Here is a 23,219-nt window from a genome sequence, read left to right on the forward strand (position 1 = left end):
ATGCACTTCGTACAAACGCCTTCTTAACACATTCTTTATATTCTTTGAAAAATAACCATACGGTATTCCGTGGGGCTCTGGCCTGTAATCCGTTTGAAAACCTTTGCAAAGTAATTGGAATCCGCATATCCGACCGCTTTCCCAATCTCTTTTACGTTCACCGTCGGCTCCTCCAGCATCTTTTTCGCCTCCGCCACACGGAATTCGGTTAAGTAGGATGTGAAATTTTTATGGAAGCACTGTTTGAACAGCTTGCAGAAATAGGCCTCCGAATAATTCATCATCCTGGCCATGTCCTGCATGGATATGTCAAACATGTAATTCTCATGTATATACTTGTCGATGATTTCTGCCACTCTGGACAGACGGAGGCTGCCGAAATCCTCGCCCTCATCCCTGGAAGCTTCCGTACCACCTCCGTCGCCTCCGGCCGTCTTGGAGGCAGATCTGCCGTCTGATCCGGTACCGGAATACGTCCCTGCGGCCATCTGCTCTCTTACGGCTTTCTCTCCCATCCGCTCCTCGGTCAGCCGCATGGCCTCCTCCAGGACGAGCATCAGCTCCTGCTCGTCATACGGCTTTAACAGGTAGTCCAGCGCCCGGACCGTAATGGCGCTTTTTGCATAGGCAAACTCATCAAAAGCGGTCAGGAAAATAATACAGCAGTCCCCATCCTGCTCCCGGATCTTCTGCGCGGCCTCGATTCCGGTGATTCCCGGCATCTCGATGTCTAAGATGGCGATCTGAATCTTCTCCTCTTCATAGACCCGCAGGGCCTCCCGCCCGTTTTCTGCCTGAAAAATCGTGCACTGGTCCCCCAGATTCTCCGTAAGCGTCTTATAGAGAACCTTTCTCTCAATCATTTCATCATCTGCGATTAATACACGGTACATACTCATATTTCCTCCTGCGGTATTGTCATCTGAATGACGGTTCCCCGCCCCTTTTTGCTGTAAATTCTCAGGCCGCCGTTCTGGTACATGGTCTGAATCCGCTGGTAGATGTTCCCCAGGCCGATGCCCACCTTTGCCGTGTGGCTGTTCTTCAGCGCGGTCACCAGCTCCTCCAGCGTCTCCTCGTCCATTCCCAGGCCGGTGTCGGCCACGGAGATTATTACGCTGTTTCCGTCCTTCCACACCTTTAAAAAGACCCTTCCGCCCTGCTCTTTCCGCGACAAGCCGTGGATAATGGCATTTTCCACCACCGGCTGCAGCGTGAAGGCCGGGACCATCACCTGCCTGGCATCCACATCGATCCGGCACTCATACCCGATCCGGCTGCCGAAACGCATCTGCTGAAGATACATGTAATCCTCCACCACCTTCAGTTCCTGCTCCAGCGGCACAATCTGCTCCGATGTCTTTAAATTATACCGGAACAGGTTGCTCATGCTGGCGATCATCCGCTCCGTGGTCTTCGCATCCTCCAGCTTTGCCGTGCATGCGATCATATTTAATGTGTTGAACAGGAAATGGGGATTGATCTGGCTCTTCAGCACCTCCAGCCGCGTGGCATCCAGTCGTTTCTCCATCTCCATCTTCTCCAGCTCCTCCTTGTGGAGAAGCTCGGCCATCTCGTTGTTCTCCTTCAGGGTATTGATATACCCCTCCGTGGCGTGCTTCATCTTGTTGAAGGCGCTGACCAGTTCCCCCATCTCATCTTTATTTTCAACGGTTATGTCCTTGCCGCTGAAATCATTTCTGGCGATCTTCCTGGAGGTGTGGGCCAGCTTGACCAGCGGATCGATCAGGGCGCTGGACAGCAGCTTTGTCATGCATAAAGCCACCACCATCATGACGGCGGAGAACAGAAGGATCAGATACGGCAGCTGGTAAAACACCGGAACCTTTTCCTGGTAGGTCGCATTCCCCTCTTTCAGGGTTACCTGCACCAGTCTTCTGGCGTAGGTCTGAATGTAAGACTGCATATCATAAATCTCGTACAGACGGGGAATAAAGTCCTCAGAGCCAGAATCCATCTCCAGCAGCTGATCGCGGGCCGTGCAGTACCCCTCATAACCGTTCTTCACATTCCAGGTCCTGGCATACCGTTCCTCGCCGATCCGCTCATAGTCGAAGGGCAGGGAGCGGAGGCACCGCACCGACCTGACGCAGGCCAGGACATACTCGTCCCTGTTTTCCTGTGTACGGTCTCTCACATACACTTCAAACGCCTTTATTTCCAGCTCCATCGCCTCCTGGAAATCGTGACACCGTGAATTATCGTCGAGAATGACATTGAAACTGCCCAGAGAGAAATCCATAATACGAATATTAAAGGCCACGGAAAGCCCCATGACCAGAATTACCATGACGGCGAAAGAGCCGATCTTCCGCTTCAGAGAGATTGTCAACCAGATTTCTTTTATATTTTGAAACATAGCACTTCCTTCCCCATGTTCTCACATTCTTTTTGAAACTCCTCCAGTTCCCGGGGGCGGCTGCAGCACAGAATCCGCCCGTCTGTCTCATCCAGATGGGTCACCCCAATCCGCGCACACAGGCGATTCTTAAGCCGTGCAGGTAAATTCCCCAGATCCATTTCCAGCGGGGCAAAGAACCCGCTCACATCAGGATGCTTTGCAAACCGCAGCTCTCCCTGCCAGGGATTCGGCAGATTGGTTAAGTCCTGCATGAAGGGATTGATCCCCTCTTTCCGGCATTCATGATCCAGCCGCCCTCCGCCGTGCCTCGTCACGTAGGACCGTGTCACATAGAGGACGTCCAGCGATGCAGGCTCGATTCTTGCCGATGCCAGAAGGCGGCTCACATTGAACAGTCCCGTGTGGGACGGCGTCAAATGAGGATAGTACTCCGTATTGTCCTCGTCCAGTAAAAGCCCCTGGGCGCCTTCGCAGATCACCGTATCGAACGGCTCCAGGACCTGGCTGGGACCTGCCGTGATGACGTAGCGGTTAAAATTTTCCCGCATCAGATCTGACGCGTTCCAGAGCACATTGTCATCACGCAGAAGCCGGAACCACTCATGATCCCACAGCCTGTCCCGGTCAAAGGGCGCTTCCGGGCCGCCGTCCAGCTCCCTGCATATTTCCTCCAGTCGTCCGGGTACGTAACAGTCCCGGATCCTTTTCAGCATCCCGGCAATCTCCTCCGTGCTTTTTCCCTCCAGATCACCGAGACGGAAAGTCACTGCGCCGCCCATAACTGACCTGGCGCGGCGGACCGTTTCATAGATCCCCATGCCGCAGGAGCCGTGGCGCGCCTCCCTCCGAAGCTCCTCCGCCAGACTGTTCAGCAGCACGTCAAAGACGGTAACACAGACGCAGTCCGGGCTGGCATAGACGGCCACCGCGTCATGTCCGGCCCCATTGTCACCGCGCATCCGTTCAAATGCATCTGCCTCCTCCCCCAGCTTTACCAGATCGGGGAGAAATGTCTCACTCCAGTAAAACGGCGTCTCTCTGAAGCAGCCGCTCCCCAGCTGGTGGAATACAAACCGGAAATTTTTCCCTTCCACCGTGTGGCCCGCCTGCGCGCCGCCGTTATGGCGCACTACAACAGCCTTTTTTCCCTGTTCCATGGCCTCAGCACAGAGGAGGTCCACGCATTTTCCCTTTCCCTCGTCACCGAAATTCTTGCCGATAACCGCTTTTATCTCTTTCCCGTAATCACCCATGTCAAAATGTCAGGAAGCCCTCTCCCTCTTCTTTTCTGATTCCTTTTATAATCTCCGCAACCACGTCCGCGGCCTTTCCGCTCCACTGCGCGGTAATTGCCTTTGTCTCCATGCCTCTGGCCGCCTGCATCAGGCTGACAAAGACCTCCGGAAGCACATCCAGATCGTTCGGATCCAGCTCTACGGCCCGGGATCCGATCAGCTGCTTCCAGTCTTCCCCGCTGTTCTGTGCCTTGTAGGCTCCTGCCTTCATCACGATATGGAAGATCTCATATCTGCGGGAGGCCTTTTCATAGAGGGCCTCGGCGCTGTAATCCCGGAAAGCCAGATCCCCGAACACGCGCTTGATCTCCGCTTTCGTCAGAAGCTTATGGCACCGCTCGTCGCCTATGGTAAATAAGAATCCCTTTTCTCCGCGTTTGTCATAGCAGTCAATCTTCGTATGCTTATCCGCAAAATACCAGGAAAGCAGGTAAGACTCCCCGCCGTTGCCGCCGCCCCGTCCCTCGAACCAGACATCCAAAAGCTGTTCCGCAATCCGGATATCCGCCTCGAACTGGGTCACCTGGAGAGGCGCATCATCCGTCTTGGAGTCCCCGATGGCCTGAAACATAATATGCGGGTTCGTAACAGGCTCCTTCTCATAGATCTCCAGCATGGTGCGGTTTAAGGCGCCCTTGGCGATCTCCTCCGATAAGTATCCCATGGAGCCCGTCACATCCAGCCCGAAAATAATTGCGGTGGACGCCGGATTGTCCATGGAATCACACGATTCCCGGTATTTCACCCCATTGGGGTCCAGGTTCGGTCTCATCTGCCTGGAACGGTAGATATCGTTTACCGTGGAATTCTGGTTGATGTTTCTTGCTGATCTTAAATTATTCCAATCCTTACTCTGGTAGCTTCCGTGTCCCATACTGTTTCCTCCTGCATATGTGATAGATCTTTTATTCCGGTATACTGCCCTGATAATACGCAGTACTAGTACTGCATTGCGTAATTAATTGTGAATAAAATGCCTGATATCTGCGTCAGAGGCGTGTCTGCAAAGCGACGGCGTAGTGGACCCTACGGCTAGCTTTGCAGGCGCGGCTCTGGCGTAGATAGCGGGTGTTTTATCACAGTTAATTGCGCAACGCAGTACTAGCTATAGATTTCCTCATCCGTAACGGGAAGGGGAATGAATTTCCGTTCCCCGTACGAGGCCTCCAGCACTCTGTCCCACTCGGCGAAATCGCTTCCGGCACTGCCTGCTGCCGGCTCCAGCAAGAACTCCCGGAACGGTTCCGGCAGAGTCAGAAGGCCTTCCACCGCCTCCCTTGTCTCGCATCCCAGCAGCTTTGCCGCCGCAAGACGCAGCGATTCCAAGTCCGTGGAGAAATGGCATCGCTTGCTCTCCAGGTATTTCCTGTAGATGCATTTTCTTGCGTCCGCGGAGATTCCGCTCATCGTTCCGTTCTGATATCCGGCGAACCACCATCCGCCGTATAAGTAGATCTGATGGGTGGCTGGCTCCACAAATAAATTGTCCAGCGTCAGGCCATTTAAAACGATTCCGCTATAGGAGAGGAGGCAGCACAAATTCTCCAGCCGGCTGATCACCCAGGCCGCATGGCGGTCCAGCAGAATGCCTAACAGCCGTAATGGATAGACGCCCGGCTTCTTTTCTATGGCCACCATGCGGCCTCCGTCTTCCAGGCGGCAGTGAGTCACCACCTGCGGAATGTAGTTTTTCAGCTCCTGTTCCATCTCCCGGTTCGGATACTTCACCTCCGAAACCATCTTGATGTAACGGTCCGCATAGGCTTCATACTGTTTATCAAACGTGTAAATCACATTCTTCTTCGCCACATACACGGTACAGAAATCGGCCTTCATCCTCCAGAGGCAGCGGATGGCAATGATCTCCCCATCCTCCCTGACCAGCTCCTCGTCCGTGGCCTCCACCCAGAAGCCCTCCTCCGTCTTTCCCGCGTCCGCATCTTTATTCAAAAGAGCCGCAAACATGGTCTGAAACTGCTCGAACAGTTTTCTGTCCTGATCGTATACTGTGGATTTCGTCCCACAGTAAGGACAGACAGCCAGGCTGCTGTCTTTATCAATTGTGAGCGTTCCGCCGCACATCTTACATTTTAACAGTGCCATCCGCATCGTTCCTTTCCCGCCGGCAGCGGCTTTTATTTATTGGTATCCTGGCTCTCGGTCTCCTTCTCACGGATCCGGAACAGAATCATTTCTTTCATCAGATCCAGCGGCAGTTCCTTATTATGGGGGAACTGCACCGTATTCTTCTCATTCGTTTTATAACCGGACAACGCCTCTTTCCAATGCTCCAGCGTGGCCGGGGTGGTGTAGAAGCCCAGATGCTTCTTATACGCGGCAAACTGTAAGAGATATCCGTTTAAGTAGTACGTTGGGGCGCCCCACGCCAGCTTCTCGCTGCATCCGGCGGCAGTCTCTAAAACAAGGGATCGGACCGCCTCCAGCCGCTCCCGCACCGGAGCCTCAAAACCGGCGATATAATCATCGACTTCCTGGCAGCGTTCCTGATTCTTCTGATCAGCCATGGCACGTGTCTCCTTCCGCCTTCTGCTTCTCTGTTTTCTCGATCAGCCGCCTGGTTCCCTCCTCCGTATAGGAAAGAAGCTGTCCGAACTTTCTGGCAGTCTCATAGCTTTGCTGTCTTGTGTAAGTGCCGTTTTCCATAAGCCGCTTCTGCTCTTCTTTCAGACCCAGATACGATTCCAGCACCTCGTCCGCGCTGTAAAACAGATAGTTATACGTCCCCCGGTTCAGCTCCTCAGGAAATAAGTCCGTCAGAAACGCTTCATCCTCCGGATAGAACCGTATCCCGTACGAATCACAGATCCGCTTCACCTCCGGCAGAAATAAATCCCGTTCCTCCTTTGTGGCACAGGGGTGGCTCATGGCCAGCTTTTTTACTCCCGCCGCCACCATCTCGCAGAAACTGTCCATCGCGCCCAGATGATAGGAATACCGGTCGATCTCGCGGCGCGGCTCCTCTTCCTCCTGATAAAGCTCGTATTCTTCCCGGTCGAGCGACAGCGGAATTCCGGATTTGCTGGTCACGTTGACCCCTCCGTACCAGGTGCTGTCTACCGTAAAAATATCGCCCGGCTGGTATTCCAGGGAAAAATCGTTGTTTTTCTTTATGATTCTGATTTTCTGATTCTCCATATGATCGTCTCCCGTCTTTGCAATAGTCACTTTGCTTGTGTTATTAATCATTCTACCATCAAATGCTGTTTTTTTACAGATATTTCCTGATAAAACGCGGGTAGTTGTGTGGGGCGGATCACTTATATGCAAAATTCATATTTCCGGAAACCAAAAAGGAACCATAAAATCCTTTTTCCAGCCGGAAAGGCCAATGAAATCAGCATTTCTGCCATGTGAGAAACCGTCCTGCAAAGGATAAAATGGTGCCCAAGCGAACAAACCGAGTTATGAGCTGTAGCATGAAGTAATAAAACAAACTGAGCTGTTTGACATTTCCATGCGGTCATATTAAAATGAAAAAAGATTATGGGTTTGTACGCATTAGGCGGATAAGGCGCATTACCTGTGTTAATGAGAGGAAATTTAATGAATAGGAAAAATGAAATATTGTTACTGCTGACCGATAGATGGTGCGATTGGGAGGCGAGCTACGCGATAGCTGTTGCCAACGTGTTTTCAGATTATGTTGTAAAAACGATAGCTCTTGATACTAGTCCTAAAGTTTCTATGGGCAACCTGTGTGTAAACATTGATTACAGCATAGATGATTATTTGAATTTTTCCAATACTGCAATTATTATTTTACCTGGTGGTCTTTCTTGGGAAGAAAATGACTACGATAAAATTGCGGAGTTTATCAGAAGAATTTCAAATGCCAGCGTTCCTGTAGCCGCTATTTGCGGTGCAACAACATTTTTATGCAGGCATGGTTTTCTGAATGATATAAAGCATACAGGTGACAGCTTGGAACTTTTTCAAAGTCAATGCGGGTATTGTGGACAGGCACTCTATGTTCCTGCTCAGGTAGTGGTGGATGGTGGTTTTATTACTGCAAATGAAACGGCGGCGGTTGAATTTGCTTATGAAATTTTCAAAATACTAAAAGTGGATAGCGACGTTGAAATGGCAAAGTGGTATGATAATTTTAAATATGGCGCGATAAGGCAGGTATGTTTGCCGTCTTATGACACCTGAAACAGCTATGAAACAGGAGGTTGATTTTATATTAAATACAGTGGGTAAGTTGTTTTGTGATATAGATTATTTTGCTGAATATGCCTCAAAAGTAGCTATAGAAAATTATAAAGACAGCATACGCAGCAATCGTGTATATTCCTACGATGCCAGAGAAGAAGGGGCCTATTTTTGTGCAATTCCAAAATATTTGTGCAATTCCCTGGAAATGGCAGTTTCTGCCCTTTTTATCTATTCATTATATGATCATGAAGAATGGCCGAAAACAGAAAAACCGTGGAAGGATAATTTTAATACTGGTGAATGGAAGCAGCACTTAAAAAACGATTGGATACCAGAATACTTTTCGTGTCGAGGTACTTCAAGTATCAAATATATACAGGCGGATACCATAGAAGGATTCGATATTAAGAATAAAATACTTGATCTTGCAGTTGCGTCACGTATTCTTTCTATCATTCGATACGGTGATATTCATGCCTGGAACGCTTTCGATTATCTGATTGAAACGGAAGATGACTATATTCTTTTTGAATCATGGACAACAGCGTAATACGTAAAACAGACCTTTTACGTATTACGCCTTATTGGTAAAAGACGTGCCCATTATTACTTATTGTATCATCAGGCGCCGTTGTTCGGCAATGACGCTCTCACACCTTTAAAGATTTACAAACTCCAGGACAAACTTCTATTCTGAAGCTCCGTCATATGACGGTAAATCCCATTATTCTCAAGCAGCTTTTCCGGCGTTCCCTGTTCCGCCACGCATCCGTCCTTGAGTACGACGATCTGATCGGCGCCCGCTACAGTCCGCATCCGGTGGGCGATAATCAGCACGGTCTTATCCTTCACCAGATTGGAGATGGCCTCCTGGACCAGCGTCTCATTTTCCACGTCCAGGGATGCCGTGGCCTCATCCATGAGTATGATTGGTGCATCCTTTAAAAGAGCCCTTGCGATGGACAGCCGCTGCCGTTCGCCTCCTGAAAGGGTGGAGCCATTTTCCCCGATCCGTGTCTGATAGCCCTCGGGAAGACGGCTAATAAATTCTTCACACTGGGCTGCCCTGGCTGCCGCCAGTACCTCTTCATCGGAGGCGCCCTTTCTGCCCAGACGGATATTTTCCATAATCGTATTGTTGAACAGAACCACGTCCTGGAATACGATGGCGAAGCTCTTCAGCAGCGTCTCCGGCTCTATTTTGCTGATATCACAGCCGCCGATGGTGATCGTTCCCTTATCGATATCCCAGAACCGCGCGGCCAGCTTTGCGCTGGTGGATTTGCCGCCTCCGGATGGGCCTACGAGAGCCGTAACCTGCCCCTGTCTCGCGGTAAAGGACACCTCCCGCAGGACCGGTTCCCCTTCCTTATAGGAAAATCCCACCCGGTCAAACACGATATCATAGCCACGATAGGCGGCGTCCTCTCTCCCCTGCTGTATCTTCTGTTCCTCGATGGACTTCATGCGCTCTACCACAAGCAGCGTGGAATACACGGCAGACAGATTCTGAAGGCAGCCGCTCAGCGGCTGGTACAGCCTGGTCGCAGCCAGCATGAACATCAGAAAGATCATAAAGCTTATAGAGCCAGAAACGAGAAGGGACGCTCCCACCAGAACCGTGGTTGCCATGCCGATCTTTAAGATCATCTGAGCCGAGGTCACCAGCGTGCCGTTTAACAGCTCCAGTTTAACCGTAATGGATTCCACGTCCATGATTTTCTGGTCCAGCTTCTCCAGATAATCCGCACTCTGGTTATTGGCCCGGATATCCTGAATATTCTCGATGCATTCCTGAATGCCATCGGAGGCTGCGATCTTTTTCCCCTTCTGTCTCCGCTCCATCCGGTCCACAAGCGGTCTGGTCAGGGCAGCCAGCAGAAATGATACAGGTGCCACCCACAAGACCGCAATTCCCATCCTCCAGTTTGCGGCAAGAAGTCCGACTCCGATCAGCACCGTGGAAATCAAAGCCCCTATCAGTTCCGGAATAAAATGAGAAAATGCTTTCTCCACAAATGCACAGTCCGCCATAATGGTAGTCGTCAAATCGGCCAGATCTCTTTTACCGAAAAATGACAGCGGCAGCTTACGAAGCCGTTCCGCCAGCCTGATTCTCATATTGGCGCTCTCCTGATAGGAGGAGAGAAATGTGGCGTTGTACTGCAGATGCTCAAAGAAGCCAATCACCGCCAGCAGAACCACGCTGATTCCCACATATCCGCCGATTCCCATATCCGGGGCTTCCAGGCCGACGAGAGGGCCGGTCAGCCGCTCCATAAAGAGGAACAGGATTCCCATCGGAAACATCAGGCTGATATTCGTCAGGGCACAGCAAAAGATTGCCTTTGTCAGATCTTTTCCTCCCTGCCCGCTCAATGCAAATTTTTTCTGAAGATATATACTCATGCCTTTCCACCTACCTTCCATTCTACCGACCTCTGGTAATCCTCCCACATCCTGGCGTACAGTCCGCCGGATGCGAGAAGCGCGTTATGGCTTCCCTCTTCCGCAATGCGTCCCTTCTCCATCACAAAGATGCGGTCCGCACGGCAGACGGTGGACAGCCTGTGGGCGATCATGATAACCGTCTTGCCTTCTACCAGTTTCTCAAATCCCTGCTGAATCAGGTACTCATTGTCAGGATCTGCAAATGCGGTTGCCTCATCCAACAGAACGATGGGGGCATCCTTTAAGATAGCTCTTGCCAGGGCGATCCGCTGGACCTCACCTCCCGATAAATAGACTCCCTTTGTGCCGACGACGGTATGGAGGCCCTGCGGCATTTTCTCAATGATATCTTCGCACCGTGCGGCTTCCAGAGCCCGCCTCACCTCGGCCTCCGCAGCCTGGGGCCTGGCCGCCCGTATGTTATTCAGAAGGGTATCCTTAAATAAGTGGCAGTCCTGGAATACAAAGCTGACCATTTTCATCAGCTCCTCCGTACCGATCTCACGCACATCGGCGCCTCCTATGGTGATGCTTCCGCCATTGACATCAAAAAACCGGGGAATCAGGCTTACCAATGTGGTCTTGCCGCTGCCGGAAGCGCCCACCACGGCCGCGGTAGCCCCCTGCGGAACCGTGAGGGAGACTTTATCCAGAGCTGCAATTCCTCCCTTCCGGTAAGAGAATGTCACATCCTGAAACTGAATCGTATAATCCTTTGGCTTCTTCGGCGCGGGCGGCTCGGAAAGCGGCTCTTCCTTCAGAATTTTTAAGACGCGGTTCATGGCGTCTTTGGCAGCCATGGTATTTTCACTGGTCCACATGATCTTATCCATCATTGCCACACAGATCGGGCTGAATAAAATATAAAAGATAATGTCCAGCGCCGCAGCCGTATAGGAGGCTCCTCTGGAAATATCACCGGCCAGCAGAATTCCGGCGGGAATCAGTATGGCAAAAATCCCGTTGATGCTGACTGTATAGGCACACATGGGAATGCGCAGGGAGATGGTATAATTCACCGCCCAGTCCCGATACCGTAGGATCGAATCGTGAAAGCTCTTAAACGAAAATATGCTCTGCTGAAACGTCTTAACCACCGGAATTCCCCGGACATACTCCACCGCTTCGTTATTCATATCTTCCAGGGCGTTCTGATACTGCCGCATACACTCCGCCATCCCGGTTCCCATCATGCGGCTTAAGAAAAATACGCCCACGCCCATTGGAACCAGGCTGATCAGGCCGAATCTCCAGTCAAAGACCAGAAGAAGCACAAGAACGGCGACAGGCGTCACAATAGCCCCTGCCAGATCCGGAAGCTGATGGGCCAGATACGTCTCCGTCTGGCCGGCGCCATCATCGATTATCCGCCGCAGCTTTCCGCTCCCCTCCTGCTTGAAATATCCGATAGGCAGCCTTGCCAGGTGGTGAAGCGCCGCGGTCTTCATATTTCTGGCTGTGCGGAAGGCCGATAAATGAGTGCACATGAGCGCTCCATAATAAAACAGCATGCTGATCAGAGACGACGCCACCGCCAGCCAGCCCCAATGAACCAGACTCCGGCCGTCCAGACCGGTATTCCAGGTCAGAACCACCTCTTTCACTACATTCCACATGCACAGATAGGGCGCCAGCGCAATTACGGAACTGATTCCCGATAAGACACAGCCGGTCCCCGTGAGGAACCGGTACTTTCCGGCAAAGGTCATCAGCGTGACTTTCTTTGTCTCCGGAAGCCGTGTCATGATTTTCCTGTTACTGCTTTCCATTTTTCATCCTCCTTTTTGTTGAATTGTAACTCGCATTGTAACCCGCATCGTAACTCGCATTGTAACTCGCATTATAACTCGCATCGTAACCCGCATTGTACCCCGCGGTTCAGTTAGTTTTGACTAACTCTGTAGCGCAATACCTTCCCATTTACAGGTACTATTGCATCTGACCTATCTGTCCGCCATTCCTGACTATGAAGGCAGATTCAAAATCTTTTTCCACCCCGCATGCTGGAAACGGCTTAAGATGAGGGAGCAGGACATCGCCTCTTCCCGCGGGATATCGTGGTCTACAAACTCCTGAATCTGCCGAAAGAAGGTGCTGCACACGATATGGATCAACGCATCTCCCAGTTTGGGGACCGGATAACCCATCTGCTCTACCGCCGCCACAAAATCATGGCATGACTGCTCCTCCACCTCGGCCAGCCGGTCAAAGAATCGTTCTCCGCAGCCGGGAGCACCGCAGCACAGAAGCAGCTTAAACGCCTCGAAATGGTCATAGACGTAATTCACCAGCCACGGAACACACTCCTCCGTCACAACATTCAACATATCCGGCTGCTCCTCGGGCGGAAGCGACGCGAAATCGCTGTGCACCTTTGTATACAGTTCCACCAGTTCCTCCGCCGCATCTTCCGTCAGCGCCGCAAACAGCGCATCCTTTCCTGCAAAATAGCCATAGATTGCGCCGGTGGTAACCGAGGCTTCTTTTGCAATCCGCCTTAACGATGCCTTCTCGTATCCGTATTCCATAAATTCTTTCCTGCTGGCCTCCAGAATCGCCGCAGCCGTATCTCTGTTTTGGGTACCCATTTATTACCTCAATTCTGCTCTGGTTCGAGCATTTTTATAACAGTGTTATATAACACCGTTATGATACGACAAAAAAAGGAACCAGTCAATACAGCTTACTGATCCCTTTTTCTCATTTTCTCAATAACAGACATTTTTTTATATAAATGTCCGCCGGACAGCCATTCTCCCGCTTTCAGACGCTGCCATAAGGAACGAAGAGTTTATTTGTTTTACAGGACGAGCTTTCCTGAGAACCAAAAAACTTCGCCCCCATCCGGGCGCACTCGCTTCCAGAAGGCAGGGGCAGAGCCTCCAGACAGAGGTATCCGCTGTAATCCAGCTTTTCCAGCGTTCGATACAGCTCTGCCATATTCAAATGCCCCATTCCCGGAGCCAGCCGGTTGGAATCCACAAAATGGATATGTTTTGTATAGGGAGCACACCGCCGGAAGCATTCCGCCAGATCCACGTCCTCAATGTTCATATGAAATGTATCCAGCATCAAATACAGCGGAAGCCCGCTCTTTTCAATAAAATCAAGGGCTTCCATACTGGAATTTAAATGATCCGATTCATAACGGTTGATCGGCTCCAGTATCAGCGGAACCTCCAGCGGCAAAGAGATCTTAAGCAGTTCCTCAAAGCTTCCGGCCAGACGTTTAAAAAACTCCTCCCGGCCAGCACCTGCTCCGGCTCTGCCGCGCACCAGTCCAAGGGAGACCATGCCGGAGGCTTCCGAGGCAAAACGGATCATATCACCGATCCGTTCCACCGCATACTTACGCATCTCAGGATCTTTGTCCCCCAGAGATAACCCCTGTTTGGCCAGCAGCGCCGGCATGACCGCTCCAATCCCAAGACCGTGCTTCCTTAACTTTCCCAGTGCCGCCCGGTTTTCCGGGAGAAACGGATCGTCCACAAATAAATCCACGCCGGTATAGCCAAACTCTCTTATCTCCGCCAGCGTTTTTTCATCAGTTCCAGAGTAGAGTGCAGGCATTCCCTTCCAGCCTGCAAACAGAGAAAGTGCTGCCGATTTTTCCATAGGCTCCTCCTCACCGGTTCTGATAAAAATAAGCTTCCGGTCCGAATTTTCTCATATAGTGTTTCTCCGCCATATATTCCGGAAGAACCGGAGCCTTTCCGCCATTGATATCTGCGGACAGCTTCGCCATTCTGGCCAGTTCCTCCAGAATTACACTGTGTTCCACCGCCTCCTCAGGGCTCCTTCCCCAGGTAAATGGACCGTGTCCCGGAGCCAGCACCGCGCACATAGAAGCCGGATCAATGGCCTCAAACCGTTCCACGATCACACGGCCCAAATTCCGCTCATAGTCATGCTCCACTTCTTCCCTGGACAGCTGCCGGACACACGGAATCGGCCCGTAAAAATGGTCTGCATGAGTCGTTCCCATCACGGGGATATCCACGCCGGCCTGGGCCCAGGCCGTGGCCCATGTGGAGTGGGTATGGGCGATCCCGCCCGCGTTCGGGAACTTTTTATATAGTTCCAGATGGATATCTAAATCCACGGAAGGAAGCAGGCTTCCTTCCACCAGATTTCCGTCCAGATCCGTCACCGCCATATCGTCTGCCGTCAGAAGGTCATACTCAATTCCCTTCGGCTTGATAACCACCAGTCCGTTCCCGCGGTCAATCGCACTGACATTTCCCCACGTATAGATCACGAGCCCTCTCCGTACCAGTTCCAGATTACAGTCATACACCTGTTTTTTCAGTTCAGCTAAGTTCATACCCACCTCACACTATAAAAATGATTTAAACGGGATATTCGGTTCATCAGCCATGGCATCGCCGAATCCCCGCGGATACATATAGCGGGTACGGTCCCTGTCCTGGGGATACGTGTACTTTCCACCCACCTGCCATATGTAGGGATGGAACTCATACCCGAGACGTTCCTTTTTAAAGTTGTACAGCAGCTCGATTTCAGCCGGATCGGCCAGCATATTACACCAGATATCGTAGTGGAACGGAATCAGAACCTTTGTCCGTAAGTTCTCAGCCATTCTCAGGCAGTCGGCAGAAGTCATCTTATCCGTACAGCCCGGCGGATTCTCACCGAAGCTTGCCAGCGCCACATCGATGTCATAATCATTTCCGTGCTTCCGGTAATAATTGGAGAAATGGGAGTCTCCGCTGTGGTAAATCGTTCCTCCCGGCGTTTTGATCACGTAGTTTACGGCTCTGACATCCATGTCATCAGGCATTCTGCCTCTGATATCGCCCAGCGGCGGGTCTGTAATCAAGGCTGTCCGGTCAAAGGAGTCCACCGCGGTGATTTCCAGGTCCTTGATCTTTATGGTGTCCCCCGGCTTCACTACACGGATCCGCTCCTCCGGCACGCCCCAGCTCCGCCAGATATTCGCGCTGTATTCCGGTCCGATGAAGGGCACATCCTTTGTATTCCTGCATACGGCCGCGGCTACATACTGATCAATATGGTCTCTGTGAAAATGTGTGGAGAGTACCGCGTCAATCTCGTGAATCTCAAAAGGATTCATAACCATCGGCACTACTCTGGTATTGGGCTGTATCTCACGGCTTCCAGTAATCCGCGTCATCTGGAAATCCCTTCCCTGTCCGTACGGATAAGGCCAGTTCCTGGTCTTTTTCCCTGTATTCAGCCACAAATCAATACAGATATTGGCACCTCCCGGCGTCTTTACCCACAGTCCAGTGCATCCCAGCCACCACATACAAAAATGATTGTCCGGCACAACGGTCTGTTCAATCTCTTCATTTAACCAGGTTCCCCATTCCGGGAAAACGTCTTTTGCCCACGTCTCCCATGTTATATCTTTAATATCCGGCATATTATGTCAACCTCCTTTATTTTTCTGCTGTTACTGTATATAATACGGCCTGTCCTCTCTCCCGGTCTGCGCTTAAAATTTCCGCCCCATTCTCATTGGGGCAGACACAGATCTGGCTCGGTCCGCCGTTTCCGATCGTAAGCCTGGCAGGATTTCTGCTGTCTTCTGTGAAATCAAACAGAGTAAGCTCCATCCCCTCTCTTCTGTGGCCGGTGATCAGGCATCTCTTTCCCGCGATTTCTCCGCACCAGAGCGCATGTCCAAATGTGACAGGCGTACTCCATACGGTCTGAAAGCCGCCGTCTGTCCATTTATTTACAGTCACCAGATTTCCATGAAATCCTTCTATGATCACAAGCTCATCCTGACCATCACCATCCAGGTCGCAGCACGCCACATCGCTGGCCTCCCTGCTTAAGAGCTTCTCGGTTTCCCATTTATCCTCTTTTCCAGCCGGCGGATATAATGCAAATACACCCTCCGAAGCCGCGATCAGTACTGCCTCCCTCCCACGAAATGAGGTCTGGCAGAATCCGTGATTCTTTGTCAGCCCCGTCAGAACAGGCTCCAGAGACACCGGCTCTGCCCTGTGATTCCCTGCTGTCTCCGCATAGGCTCCTGCATAGACTGCCCCCGGTTTGCTCCAGTCATCTTTATTCTCTTTCCCGCCGCATAAAGTGGCCGCCAGCAGGACCCTTCCCCACGAAAGATTCAGAAGCTCAAACCGGTGGAGATAGGGAATCTTCTGCACTGGTTCTGTCACATATCCATTTTCTTCCTTATGAGATCTTACAATTACCGATTCCGCCGCGTCAAATACCGGCCAGAAGCCCTGCGTCGCCAGAAGCTCCCCTTCCTTCCCGGTGGGACACAGTGTCATCGTGCCTCCCGGGGAACTCCATCGTTCGCTTACCCTGCCGTCCTCCAGATCGATTTGGACACATCGGCCCTCCCGGCCCTCCGAAGCCGCATAACACGTCTTAAAATGGCCCTGATCCACCACTCCGGCGATTGCATAGAGTTTGTCAAATTCAGCCAAAACCCTTTTTGTCACAGAAAACATACGACTTCCTCCCTGTTCTTTTATTTCATCAATCCCTTTACCCGCTCCACAACAGCCGCCGGGGTTAAATGGTAATACTCCAGCAGTTCCTCCGGTGATCCCGACTGGCCGAAGGTATCTTCCATTCCAACGAATCCCATCGGCACCGGGCAATGCTGTGCAAGCGTCACTGCGACTGCGGACCCCAGTCCGCCGCGTATTACGCCCTCCTCAATGACCACCGCCCTGCCGGTTCTGGATGCCGATTCCACAAGCAGCGCTTCATCAAGCGGTTTTATCGTCGGCAAGTGCAGCACTTCCGCCTCAATTCCCCCGGCTGCCAAATCGTCTGCTGCCTGCATGGCTGCTGCAAGTAAGGAACCAGTCACCACCAGAGTCACATCACGCCCGTTTCTCATGACAATGCCTTTGCCGATCCTGAATTCATAGGACGATCTGTCAAATAAAACCGGCTGCGGATGTCTTCCAAACCGGATATAGACAGGTCCGTCATAGAGTGCCATCGCCTTTACCGCCGCCTCCATCTCAACCGCATCGCCCGGATACAGCACCACCATATTGGGAATTGCTGCCATGATGGCCAGATCCTCCACCGCCTGATGGGTGGCCCCATCCCAGCCCACTGCAATTCCTCCGTGACTGCCGCAGATTTTCACATTCAGTTTGGGATACGCCACCGAATTGCGTATCTGTTCAAAGGCCCTGCCCGCGGCAAATACCGCAAAGGTACACGCAAATGGTATTTTCCCCGCAGCCGCCAGCCCCGCGGCCGTGTCGATCAAGTCTCCTTCCGCGATGCCCACATTGAAAAAACGTTCCGGAAAGGCTTTCTGGAATACAGAGCTCATGGTAGCCTTTGATAAATCCGCATCCAGAACAACAATGTCACGATTTTCTGCTCCGCACGCCGCCAATGCTCTGCCAAAGGCTTCCCTCGTCGCAATCATTTCCCCCATATTAATTTCCCTCCAGTTCTGAGAGTGCGCGTGCGGCCTGTTCCGGCGTCGGCGCACATCCATGCCAGGCGGCCTGATTCTCCATAAAGGAGACGCCCTTTCCCTTAATGGTATTTAAGATTATGCAGACCGGAGTTCCCCTGCTGCGTTTCGCCTCCTGAATTCCACCGAGAACCGCTTCCATGCTGTGTCCATCCACCGTGATCGTCCTCCAGCCAAACGCCTGGAATTTTGCCGCCAAATTCCGGTTTCCGATGACTTCCTCTATGGAGCCGTCTATCTGCAGATGATTGTAGTCTACAAATGCGATGACGTGGTCCAGTCTATAATGAGATGCAGTCATGGCCGCCTCCCATACCTGCCCTTCCTCCGTCTCCCCATCTCCCATGAGACAGTAGGTGTAGAACTCTTTTTTATCCAGTCTTGCCCCCAGGGTGATTCCATTTGCAATGGAAAGTCCCTGTCCCAGCGATCCGGTGGACACATCGACACCCGGTGTCTTCTCCGCACAGGGATGCCCCTGAAGTATGGAACCAAGTGAACGGAGCGTGTCCATTTCCTTTACAGGGAAATACCCGCGCAGCGCCAATGCCGCGTACAATGCCGGACAGGAATGTCCCTTGGACAGGACGAATCTGTCCCGCTCCTCCCACAGAGGCTCCTCCGGCCTGATGTTCATCACTTCAAAATACAGAGCCGCCAATAAGTCCGCGCAGGATAACGCGCCACCCGGATGGCCGCTTCCCGCCCTGCTGACCGATGTAATAACCAGTTTTCTTATCTCTCCTGCCTTCTCCTCAAGCAGTCTGATATCGCTCATACTCATCCCCCTCTATCCTTTTACTGCCCCCGCCGTCATACCGGTTATGAGATTCTTCGAACACGCAAAGGTCACGATAAATGCCGGAATCGCTATAATGGTCGCCATCGCCATAATCTGCCCCCAATTGATTCCAAGGTCACTGATCATCAGTGATACTGCGGCCGGAAGTGTCCTCGTACTGCGGTTGCTCAAAATAATTGCCAGAAGGAATTCATTCCACGCCGTCCGGAACGTAAAGACGCTGGTCACGGAGATTCCCGGCTTAATAAGCGGAACCACAATTCCCCAAAGAATTCTCATATAGCTGCATCCGTCAATCGCGGCTGCTTCCTCCAGTTCAAAGGGTATCTCTTTAATAAATATAGAAAGCATCCAGACATTTAACGGGATCGTCAGCCCCAAATATGCCAGGACCAGTCCACTAAGGCCTCCGGTCAGTCCGAATTTAGTCCACAGTACATACATCGGCACCGCGACCACTACCGGCGGCACCATACGAATCAGCACCGTACCCATGGAAAGGAGGCCGGCCCCCCGGAAGTTAAATCTGGCCAGCGCATACCCCGACATGATGCACACCAGAATACTGACTGCCGTGGTGACAAGGGAGATGACGAGGCTGTTATAAAGGTACCGCGTAAAATTCAGTTCTGTCAGCACCGCGTGATAGTTAAAAAGCGCGGGGGCCGGCAGGAATTCCGGCGGCATATCAAATGCCTGGCTGCTGGTCTTAAAAGATGTGATTACCATAATATAGACAGGAAACAGAACCACTATGGCAATCAGAAGAACTACCAGCAGACGCAGCATAGTCCATAATGCGGAACGTGTCTTCATTATCGCTCTCCTCCCGTTAATGCTTGTCATCTGCTTCTTTGCCGCCCTTTACGAACACCGTCAGCAGAATCAGCATAATCATCAGAATAATTGCAGTTGCAGACGCAGACCCCAGGTCCTGATTTACAAATGCGTCCTTGTAAATAGACATTGGAAGCGTCATCGTCGATATCCCGGGCCCACCGCCCGTCATGATAAATATGACCACCATGCTTCTCATGGATTCAATCATACGGAGAGTCAGTACCAGGCGTATAATATTCTTCATACACGGAAGTTTTACATGGACAAGCGTCTGGAAATAAGAAGCCCCGTCAACCACTGCCGCCTCCATCAAATCACTGGGAACGCTCTGCAGGCCCGATAGGAGAATTAAAAATACAAAAGGAGTCCACTGCCAGATCTCCGTGATGATTACAGACAGCAAAGCCGTTCCCTCACTGGACAGCCACGTTCCCGCCGGCACTCCAATAAGGCCAAGCAGATAGTTCAGCATCCCGAAGTTAGCATCGTAGATATACTTCCAGATAACGCCTACCACCACAGGGGAGATCATGACTGGAAGCATGAAAATACTGCGGAAGAAACGGATGCCCGGCAGGTTCTTCTCCAGAAGAAGCGCTATGACCATTCCCAGAAGGAGCTGCACAAAGATAACAGATACCACGAAGATCAGCGTAGTCTTCATACTTGACCAGAACTGCGGATTTTGAAAGAGTGTTTTGAAATTATGCAACCCTGCAAAGGCAGGGGCATTTTTTAAATCTACCAGAGACCACTGGAAAAACCCGAGAATTAACCCGTACAGGATGGGAAATCCCATAAAAATGGTCATTAAAATCACGGTAGGCGCCGAAAAAATGTATGGAGCAAGTCTTTTCGATATGCCTTTTTTCATTGAGTATCCTCCTATGCACCTAAATGCCCGGCCTCCGGAAAAGCACCGCATGTACGCCGGACCAGCCGGGCATTTCTGTCATTTAGCCTATTTTATATATCCGCCTTCAACCATAATCTTTCTCACTGGCTCTTTGATCTCTTCCATAGCCGCTTTCGCGTCCTTTGCACCTGTCATCACCTGATTGATCGCAACACCGAGAAGCTGTGACTGTATCCTTGTGATTTCCGGAATACCCGGACGCCAGTCCGGATTCGCATGGCTTACCGCTTCTTTTACCACTACAAACGCAGGCTGCGCTTCTAATACGTCCGGATCACTGAAGGTGGAGAGTCTGGAAGGCGTCACCGCCTTAAGCGCCAGTTTTTTGTCTGTATCCTTGCTTGTCAGCCACTGAAGGAAGAGGAAAGCTGCCTTCTTATTCTGGGAATTAGCCGGAATCCCCACGGCAAATCCACCAGCCTCCGTCTCAAGATAGCCATCATCCGCCTTTGGCTGGAGCGCAAATCCAACCGTATCGGCCACCTTCGACTTCTCCGGATCCTGACACATTCCGATAAGCTTGTCCCGGTCAATAATCATGGAGGTCAGCCCCTGAAGAAATGCATTGTCAGAGGCTCCCAGGTCAAAGCTCTCAGCACCTGGCGGCGAATAGACCAGCATTTCTTTCATGAAATCCAGAGTCGCCAGAGAACCTTCATTATCAAAAGCCGGCTCCCAGTTATCATCAAACATCTCTGCTCCCAGCGATTTCCCCAGTGTAAACCAGCTGTGGCAGGAATCCGCACCGCTGGAGGTACGCATGGACAGCCCATACATATTCGGTTCCTTCTCATGAATGATACGGGCCGCTTCCATTACTTCCCCATAAGTCTCCGGGACCTTTATTTCATATTTTTCGAACAGATCCTTTCGATATGCCATGATCGATGTCTCCGTTCCAAACGGAAGTCCTACCAGTTTTGCATCCGGACCGTCTAAATAGTCCTTAACACCGTCCACTTTTCCGGCCAGTTCAAAAAAGGCAGGAGCGAAATCCTCAATATCGTATTCAGGATATGTAATAGAGGGATCTTCAAAATAGGGATCGAGCACTTCCAGTCCACCGGCACGGTTGTATTCCGACTTCCAGGAAACAATGTAAGCCACTATGTCAAAATCGGACTCCGGTTTGCTGAATTCGAGAAGCTGTTTATCATGCAGATTGTTATTAGCCAGCACATCCAACTCTACATTTATTCCCGTCAATTCCGTAAATTCCGGTATGTACTCCTTGACGGAATTCCAGTGCACGTTGTTGGGGACACTGGCAACTATGGTGGTACCGTCAAACTGTTTCCAGTCAAAGCTGCTCTCCTCCCCGGCGACGGTGGTTTCTGCCGCCTGCTCCTTTTCCGTCTGGGGTACCTGCTTAGTCTCCGTATTCCCCCCCTGATTGCTGCATCCGGTGCTGCCTAACAGCAGCATTGCACAAAGACCCATTGCAAGATTGCGTTGATGCATTTTTCTCATGTTGCTTCCTCCTTTTTTATTTTAATAAATAGGTATTTCTTTTGCGTTTAAGCAATATTTTCCCTTAGTTTCAAGATTTACCATTATTTACCAGCATAATTTTCATTAAAACCTCGTTAAAATATTAAAATTATCTCTCTTTATAGTTTTTATGATAACACATATTTTTGCACAAGTCATTAGCGAATTACGCAAACGTTTTTGTATTTTATTTTTGTTTTCGTTTTATTTTCTTTACATTTTTTCGTTAATTTGCTCAATCATATTGCGTTTTTCCAGACATTTGTTATACTAAAAAAAGATAGTATGAAAGATACCGCTGCAGGGCGGAAGAATGGAGTGTGAGGAAATATGAAACTGAAAGACATTGCTCAGGAGGCCGGAGTATCCATATCTACGGTATCGCGTGTTCTCAATGACAAGCACACCAATGCCGCCAGCAAGGAGGTCCAGGAACGAATCTGGACGGTCGTCAGAAAATACGGATATGTCCCTAACGATTCAGCAAGAAATCTGCGCAAAAAAAATCAGGACGACGCCCCTCTTAAGAAAAATGGGAACATCGCCTGTCTGTTTGCGCGTACAAGCGCCTTTACCGATATATTTTTTTCGTCACTGGCCCGCAGCATTGAGCAGGAGGTATTTAAACGGGGATACATCATAAAATACTCTTTCAGCGCCTTTGACATCGACAACACCAGTACGCTGAGTATGATCGAGGATAATCAGGTCGACGGAGTGGTAGTGCTCGGGCGCGGCGATAAGAAACTCTTTCAATTTTTAAAGAAACATTTTCGCTGTGTAGCCTATACTGGGCTGAATCCGGTAGATGCCAACTATGACCAGATTATCTGTGACGCCTACGGCGCGGGCTGCTGTGCCATGGAACATCTGCTGTCTCTGGGGCACACCAGCATTGGCTATATCGGAGACCGGGAAAATGAAAATTTATACCGTGCGTATGAGGACAGTCTGACCAAACACCATCTGCTGATATCAAAGAAGCTTGTAAACACAGTCAGGCATCTCTCCGGAGAGAGCGGGTACTTAGGCGCCCAGTCTCTCTTCGAAAAGAATCCCAATATGACAGCGCTCTTCTGCGGAAATGACATCACGGCTATCGGCGCCATGAAGGCAGCAAAGGAAGCGAAGATCCGGATTCCCGATGATCTGTCCCTGATCAGCATCGATGATATTGAGACCGTACAGTATTTATCGCCGATGCTCACAACCGTCCATGTGCCTGTGGATGAGATGGGGCAGATGGTCGCAAAAATCCTGATCGACAGGATTGAGGGAGAGCACACCATTCCCTTGAAGCTCTACCTGCCATTCTACCTGGCTGTCAGGGAAAGCTGCGACCGGCCTCCAGTGAAAAAAAGGTCTTAAGAATTGATATTTCCCCCATTATTCAGTAT

Annotated in this window: 22 protein-coding genes; 3 read left to right on the forward strand and 19 right to left on the reverse strand. The window is 50.9% G+C overall.

Annotated features, from left to right (window positions below):
- Positions 1-35 precede the first annotated feature (35 nt).
- From H8S80_RS28220 to H8S80_RS28250, 7 genes are all read right to left on the reverse strand, one after another.
- Positions 36-893, reverse strand: coding sequence for a response regulator transcription factor (locus H8S80_RS28220; RefSeq protein WP_117630547.1), 858 nt, complete (start codon positions 891-893; stop codon positions 36-38).
- Between the two features lie 2 nt (positions 894-895).
- Positions 896-2,380: a sensor histidine kinase gene (locus tag H8S80_RS28225; RefSeq protein ID WP_002604980.1), complete on the reverse strand. Its 1,485-nt coding sequence runs from the start codon at positions 2,378-2,380 to the stop codon at positions 896-898.
- Positions 2,365-3,636, reverse strand: a complete 1,272-nt coding sequence (locus H8S80_RS28230) for an adenylosuccinate synthetase (RefSeq protein ID WP_117630546.1) — start codon at positions 3,634-3,636, stop codon at positions 2,365-2,367. Before H8S80_RS28230 ends, H8S80_RS28225 begins: the two co-directional genes overlap by 16 nt.
- A gap of 1 nt (position 3,637) precedes the next feature.
- Positions 3,638-4,552, reverse strand: a complete 915-nt coding sequence (locus H8S80_RS28235) for a hypothetical protein (RefSeq protein WP_025530018.1) — start codon at positions 4,550-4,552, stop codon at positions 3,638-3,640.
- 227 nt (positions 4,553-4,779) lie between these two features.
- Positions 4,780-5,781, reverse strand: a complete 1,002-nt coding sequence (locus H8S80_RS28240) for a TFIIB-type zinc ribbon-containing protein (protein ID WP_147338527.1) — start codon at positions 5,779-5,781, stop codon at positions 4,780-4,782.
- 32 nt (positions 5,782-5,813) lie between these two features.
- Positions 5,814-6,203 (reverse strand): iron chaperone, encoded by a 390-nt coding sequence (locus H8S80_RS28245; RefSeq protein ID WP_002604984.1) that lies wholly within the window; start codon positions 6,201-6,203, stop codon positions 5,814-5,816.
- Complete coding sequence (locus H8S80_RS28250; protein WP_002604985.1) at positions 6,196-6,834, reverse strand: hypothetical protein; 639 nt, start codon at positions 6,832-6,834, stop codon at positions 6,196-6,198. Before H8S80_RS28250 ends, H8S80_RS28245 begins: the two co-directional genes overlap by 8 nt.
- A gap of 408 nt (positions 6,835-7,242) precedes the next feature.
- Here H8S80_RS28250 and H8S80_RS28255 point away from each other — a divergent pair, with 408 nt between their 5' ends.
- Positions 7,243-7,851 carry a type 1 glutamine amidotransferase family protein gene (locus H8S80_RS28255; RefSeq protein WP_117630544.1) on the forward strand — a complete coding sequence of 203 codons (609 nt, stop codon included), beginning with the start codon at positions 7,243-7,245 and terminating at the stop codon, positions 7,849-7,851.
- Positions 7,841-8,404 carry a hypothetical protein gene (locus H8S80_RS28260; RefSeq protein WP_117630543.1) on the forward strand — a complete coding sequence of 188 codons (564 nt, stop codon included), beginning with the start codon at positions 7,841-7,843 and terminating at the stop codon, positions 8,402-8,404. The genes H8S80_RS28255 and H8S80_RS28260 overlap by 11 nt, the downstream gene beginning before the upstream one ends.
- Before the next feature lie 116 nt (positions 8,405-8,520).
- On the opposite strand, the gene H8S80_RS28265 is transcribed toward H8S80_RS28260, so the two are convergent.
- From H8S80_RS28265 to H8S80_RS28320, 12 genes are all read right to left on the reverse strand, one after another.
- Positions 8,521-10,263 (reverse strand): ABC transporter ATP-binding protein, encoded by a 1,743-nt coding sequence (locus H8S80_RS28265; protein WP_117630542.1) that lies wholly within the window; start codon positions 10,261-10,263, stop codon positions 8,521-8,523.
- The gene (locus H8S80_RS28270) at positions 10,260-12,074 is read right to left on the reverse strand and encodes an ABC transporter ATP-binding protein (protein ID WP_117630541.1); all 1,815 of its coding nucleotides are present in this window, start codon (positions 12,072-12,074) and stop codon (positions 10,260-10,262) included. Before H8S80_RS28270 ends, H8S80_RS28265 begins: the two co-directional genes overlap by 4 nt.
- Before the next feature lie 195 nt (positions 12,075-12,269).
- Entirely contained in the window at positions 12,270-12,893 is a 624-nt protein-coding gene (locus tag H8S80_RS28275; RefSeq protein WP_002604990.1) for a TetR/AcrR family transcriptional regulator, read from the reverse strand.
- A gap of 175 nt (positions 12,894-13,068) precedes the next feature.
- Entirely contained in the window at positions 13,069-13,920 is an 852-nt protein-coding gene (locus tag H8S80_RS28280) for a sugar phosphate isomerase/epimerase family protein (RefSeq protein ID WP_117630540.1), read from the reverse strand.
- 10 nt (positions 13,921-13,930) lie between these two features.
- On the reverse strand, positions 13,931-14,629 hold the full coding sequence (gene araD / locus H8S80_RS28285; RefSeq protein ID WP_055653225.1) for an L-ribulose-5-phosphate 4-epimerase AraD: 699 nt from the start codon (positions 14,627-14,629) through the stop codon (positions 13,931-13,933).
- 12 nt (positions 14,630-14,641) lie between these two features.
- Complete coding sequence (gene ulaG, locus H8S80_RS28290) at positions 14,642-15,712, reverse strand: L-ascorbate 6-phosphate lactonase (protein WP_055653224.1); 1,071 nt, start codon at positions 15,710-15,712, stop codon at positions 14,642-14,644.
- Positions 15,713-15,728: 16 nt separating this feature from the next.
- The gene (locus H8S80_RS28295) at positions 15,729-16,775 is read right to left on the reverse strand and encodes a hypothetical protein (RefSeq protein WP_117630539.1); all 1,047 of its coding nucleotides are present in this window, start codon (positions 16,773-16,775) and stop codon (positions 15,729-15,731) included.
- A 20-nt stretch (positions 16,776-16,795) separates the two neighbouring features.
- Entirely contained in the window at positions 16,796-17,731 is a 936-nt protein-coding gene (locus H8S80_RS28300) for a transketolase family protein (protein ID WP_117630538.1), read from the reverse strand.
- 1 nt (position 17,732) lies between these two features.
- Complete coding sequence (locus H8S80_RS28305) at positions 17,733-18,551, reverse strand: transketolase (RefSeq protein WP_117630537.1); 819 nt, start codon at positions 18,549-18,551, stop codon at positions 17,733-17,735.
- 12 nt (positions 18,552-18,563) lie between these two features.
- The gene (locus H8S80_RS28310; protein WP_055653220.1) at positions 18,564-19,391 is read right to left on the reverse strand and encodes a carbohydrate ABC transporter permease; all 828 of its coding nucleotides are present in this window, start codon (positions 19,389-19,391) and stop codon (positions 18,564-18,566) included.
- 16 nt (positions 19,392-19,407) lie between these two features.
- Positions 19,408-20,289 carry a carbohydrate ABC transporter permease gene (locus H8S80_RS28315; RefSeq protein ID WP_117630536.1) on the reverse strand — a complete coding sequence of 294 codons (882 nt, stop codon included), beginning with the start codon at positions 20,287-20,289 and terminating at the stop codon, positions 19,408-19,410.
- An 87-nt stretch (positions 20,290-20,376) separates the two neighbouring features.
- The gene (locus H8S80_RS28320; RefSeq protein ID WP_117630535.1) at positions 20,377-21,801 is read right to left on the reverse strand and encodes an extracellular solute-binding protein; all 1,425 of its coding nucleotides are present in this window, start codon (positions 21,799-21,801) and stop codon (positions 20,377-20,379) included.
- A 351-nt stretch (positions 21,802-22,152) separates the two neighbouring features.
- Between H8S80_RS28320 and H8S80_RS28325 the strand changes: the two genes are divergently transcribed.
- Positions 22,153-23,190, forward strand: a complete 1,038-nt coding sequence (locus tag H8S80_RS28325; protein ID WP_117630534.1) for a LacI family DNA-binding transcriptional regulator — start codon at positions 22,153-22,155, stop codon at positions 23,188-23,190.
- The last annotated feature ends 29 nt before the right edge of the window (positions 23,191-23,219 follow it).

Source organism: Hungatella sp. L36 (assembly GCF_014288035.1).

Coding starts and splice junctions, on each gene's coding strand:
- H8S80_RS28240 (WP_147338527.1), bottom strand. CDS start 5,781: ATGGCACTGTTAAAATGTAAGATGTGCGGCGGAACGCTCACAATTGAT.
- H8S80_RS28295 (WP_117630539.1), bottom strand. CDS start 16,775: ATGTTTTCTGTGACAAAAAGGGTTTTGGCTGAATTTGACAAACTCTAT.
- H8S80_RS28275 (WP_002604990.1), bottom strand. CDS start 12,893: ATGGGTACCCAAAACAGAGATACGGCTGCGGCGATTCTGGAGGCCAGC.
- H8S80_RS28310 (WP_055653220.1), bottom strand. CDS start 19,391: ATGAAGACACGTTCCGCATTATGGACTATGCTGCGTCTGCTGGTAGTT.
- H8S80_RS28280 (WP_117630540.1), bottom strand. CDS start 13,920: ATGGAAAAATCGGCAGCACTTTCTCTGTTTGCAGGCTGGAAGGGAATG.
- H8S80_RS28305 (WP_117630537.1), bottom strand. CDS start 18,551: ATGAGCGATATCAGACTGCTTGAGGAGAAGGCAGGAGAGATAAGAAAA.
- H8S80_RS28255 (WP_117630544.1), top strand. CDS start 7,243: ATGAATAGGAAAAATGAAATATTGTTACTGCTGACCGATAGATGGTGC.
- H8S80_RS28325 (WP_117630534.1), top strand. CDS start 22,153: ATGAAACTGAAAGACATTGCTCAGGAGGCCGGAGTATCCATATCTACG.
- araD (WP_055653225.1), bottom strand. CDS start 14,629: ATGAACTTAGCTGAACTGAAAAAACAGGTGTATGACTGTAATCTGGAA.
- H8S80_RS28245 (WP_002604984.1), bottom strand. CDS start 6,203: ATGGCTGATCAGAAGAATCAGGAACGCTGCCAGGAAGTCGATGATTAT.
- H8S80_RS28235 (WP_025530018.1), bottom strand. CDS start 4,552: ATGGGACACGGAAGCTACCAGAGTAAGGATTGGAATAATTTAAGATCA.
- ulaG (WP_055653224.1), bottom strand. CDS start 15,712: ATGCCGGATATTAAAGATATAACATGGGAGACGTGGGCAAAAGACGTT.
- H8S80_RS28300 (WP_117630538.1), bottom strand. CDS start 17,731: ATGGGGGAAATGATTGCGACGAGGGAAGCCTTTGGCAGAGCATTGGCG.
- H8S80_RS28230 (WP_117630546.1), bottom strand. CDS start 3,636: ATGGGTGATTACGGGAAAGAGATAAAAGCGGTTATCGGCAAGAATTTC.
- H8S80_RS28270 (WP_117630541.1), bottom strand. CDS start 12,074: ATGGAAAGCAGTAACAGGAAAATCATGACACGGCTTCCGGAGACAAAG.
- H8S80_RS28225 (WP_002604980.1), bottom strand. CDS start 2,380: ATGTTTCAAAATATAAAAGAAATCTGGTTGACAATCTCTCTGAAGCGG.
- H8S80_RS28250 (WP_002604985.1), bottom strand. CDS start 6,834: ATGGAGAATCAGAAAATCAGAATCATAAAGAAAAACAACGATTTTTCC.
- H8S80_RS28265 (WP_117630542.1), bottom strand. CDS start 10,263: ATGAGTATATATCTTCAGAAAAAATTTGCATTGAGCGGGCAGGGAGGA.
- H8S80_RS28315 (WP_117630536.1), bottom strand. CDS start 20,289: ATGAAAAAAGGCATATCGAAAAGACTTGCTCCATACATTTTTTCGGCG.
- H8S80_RS28320 (WP_117630535.1), bottom strand. CDS start 21,801: ATGAGAAAAATGCATCAACGCAATCTTGCAATGGGTCTTTGTGCAATG.
- H8S80_RS28260 (WP_117630543.1), top strand. CDS start 7,841: ATGACACCTGAAACAGCTATGAAACAGGAGGTTGATTTTATATTAAAT.
- H8S80_RS28220 (WP_117630547.1), bottom strand. CDS start 893: ATGTACCGTGTATTAATCGCAGATGATGAAATGATTGAGAGAAAGGTT.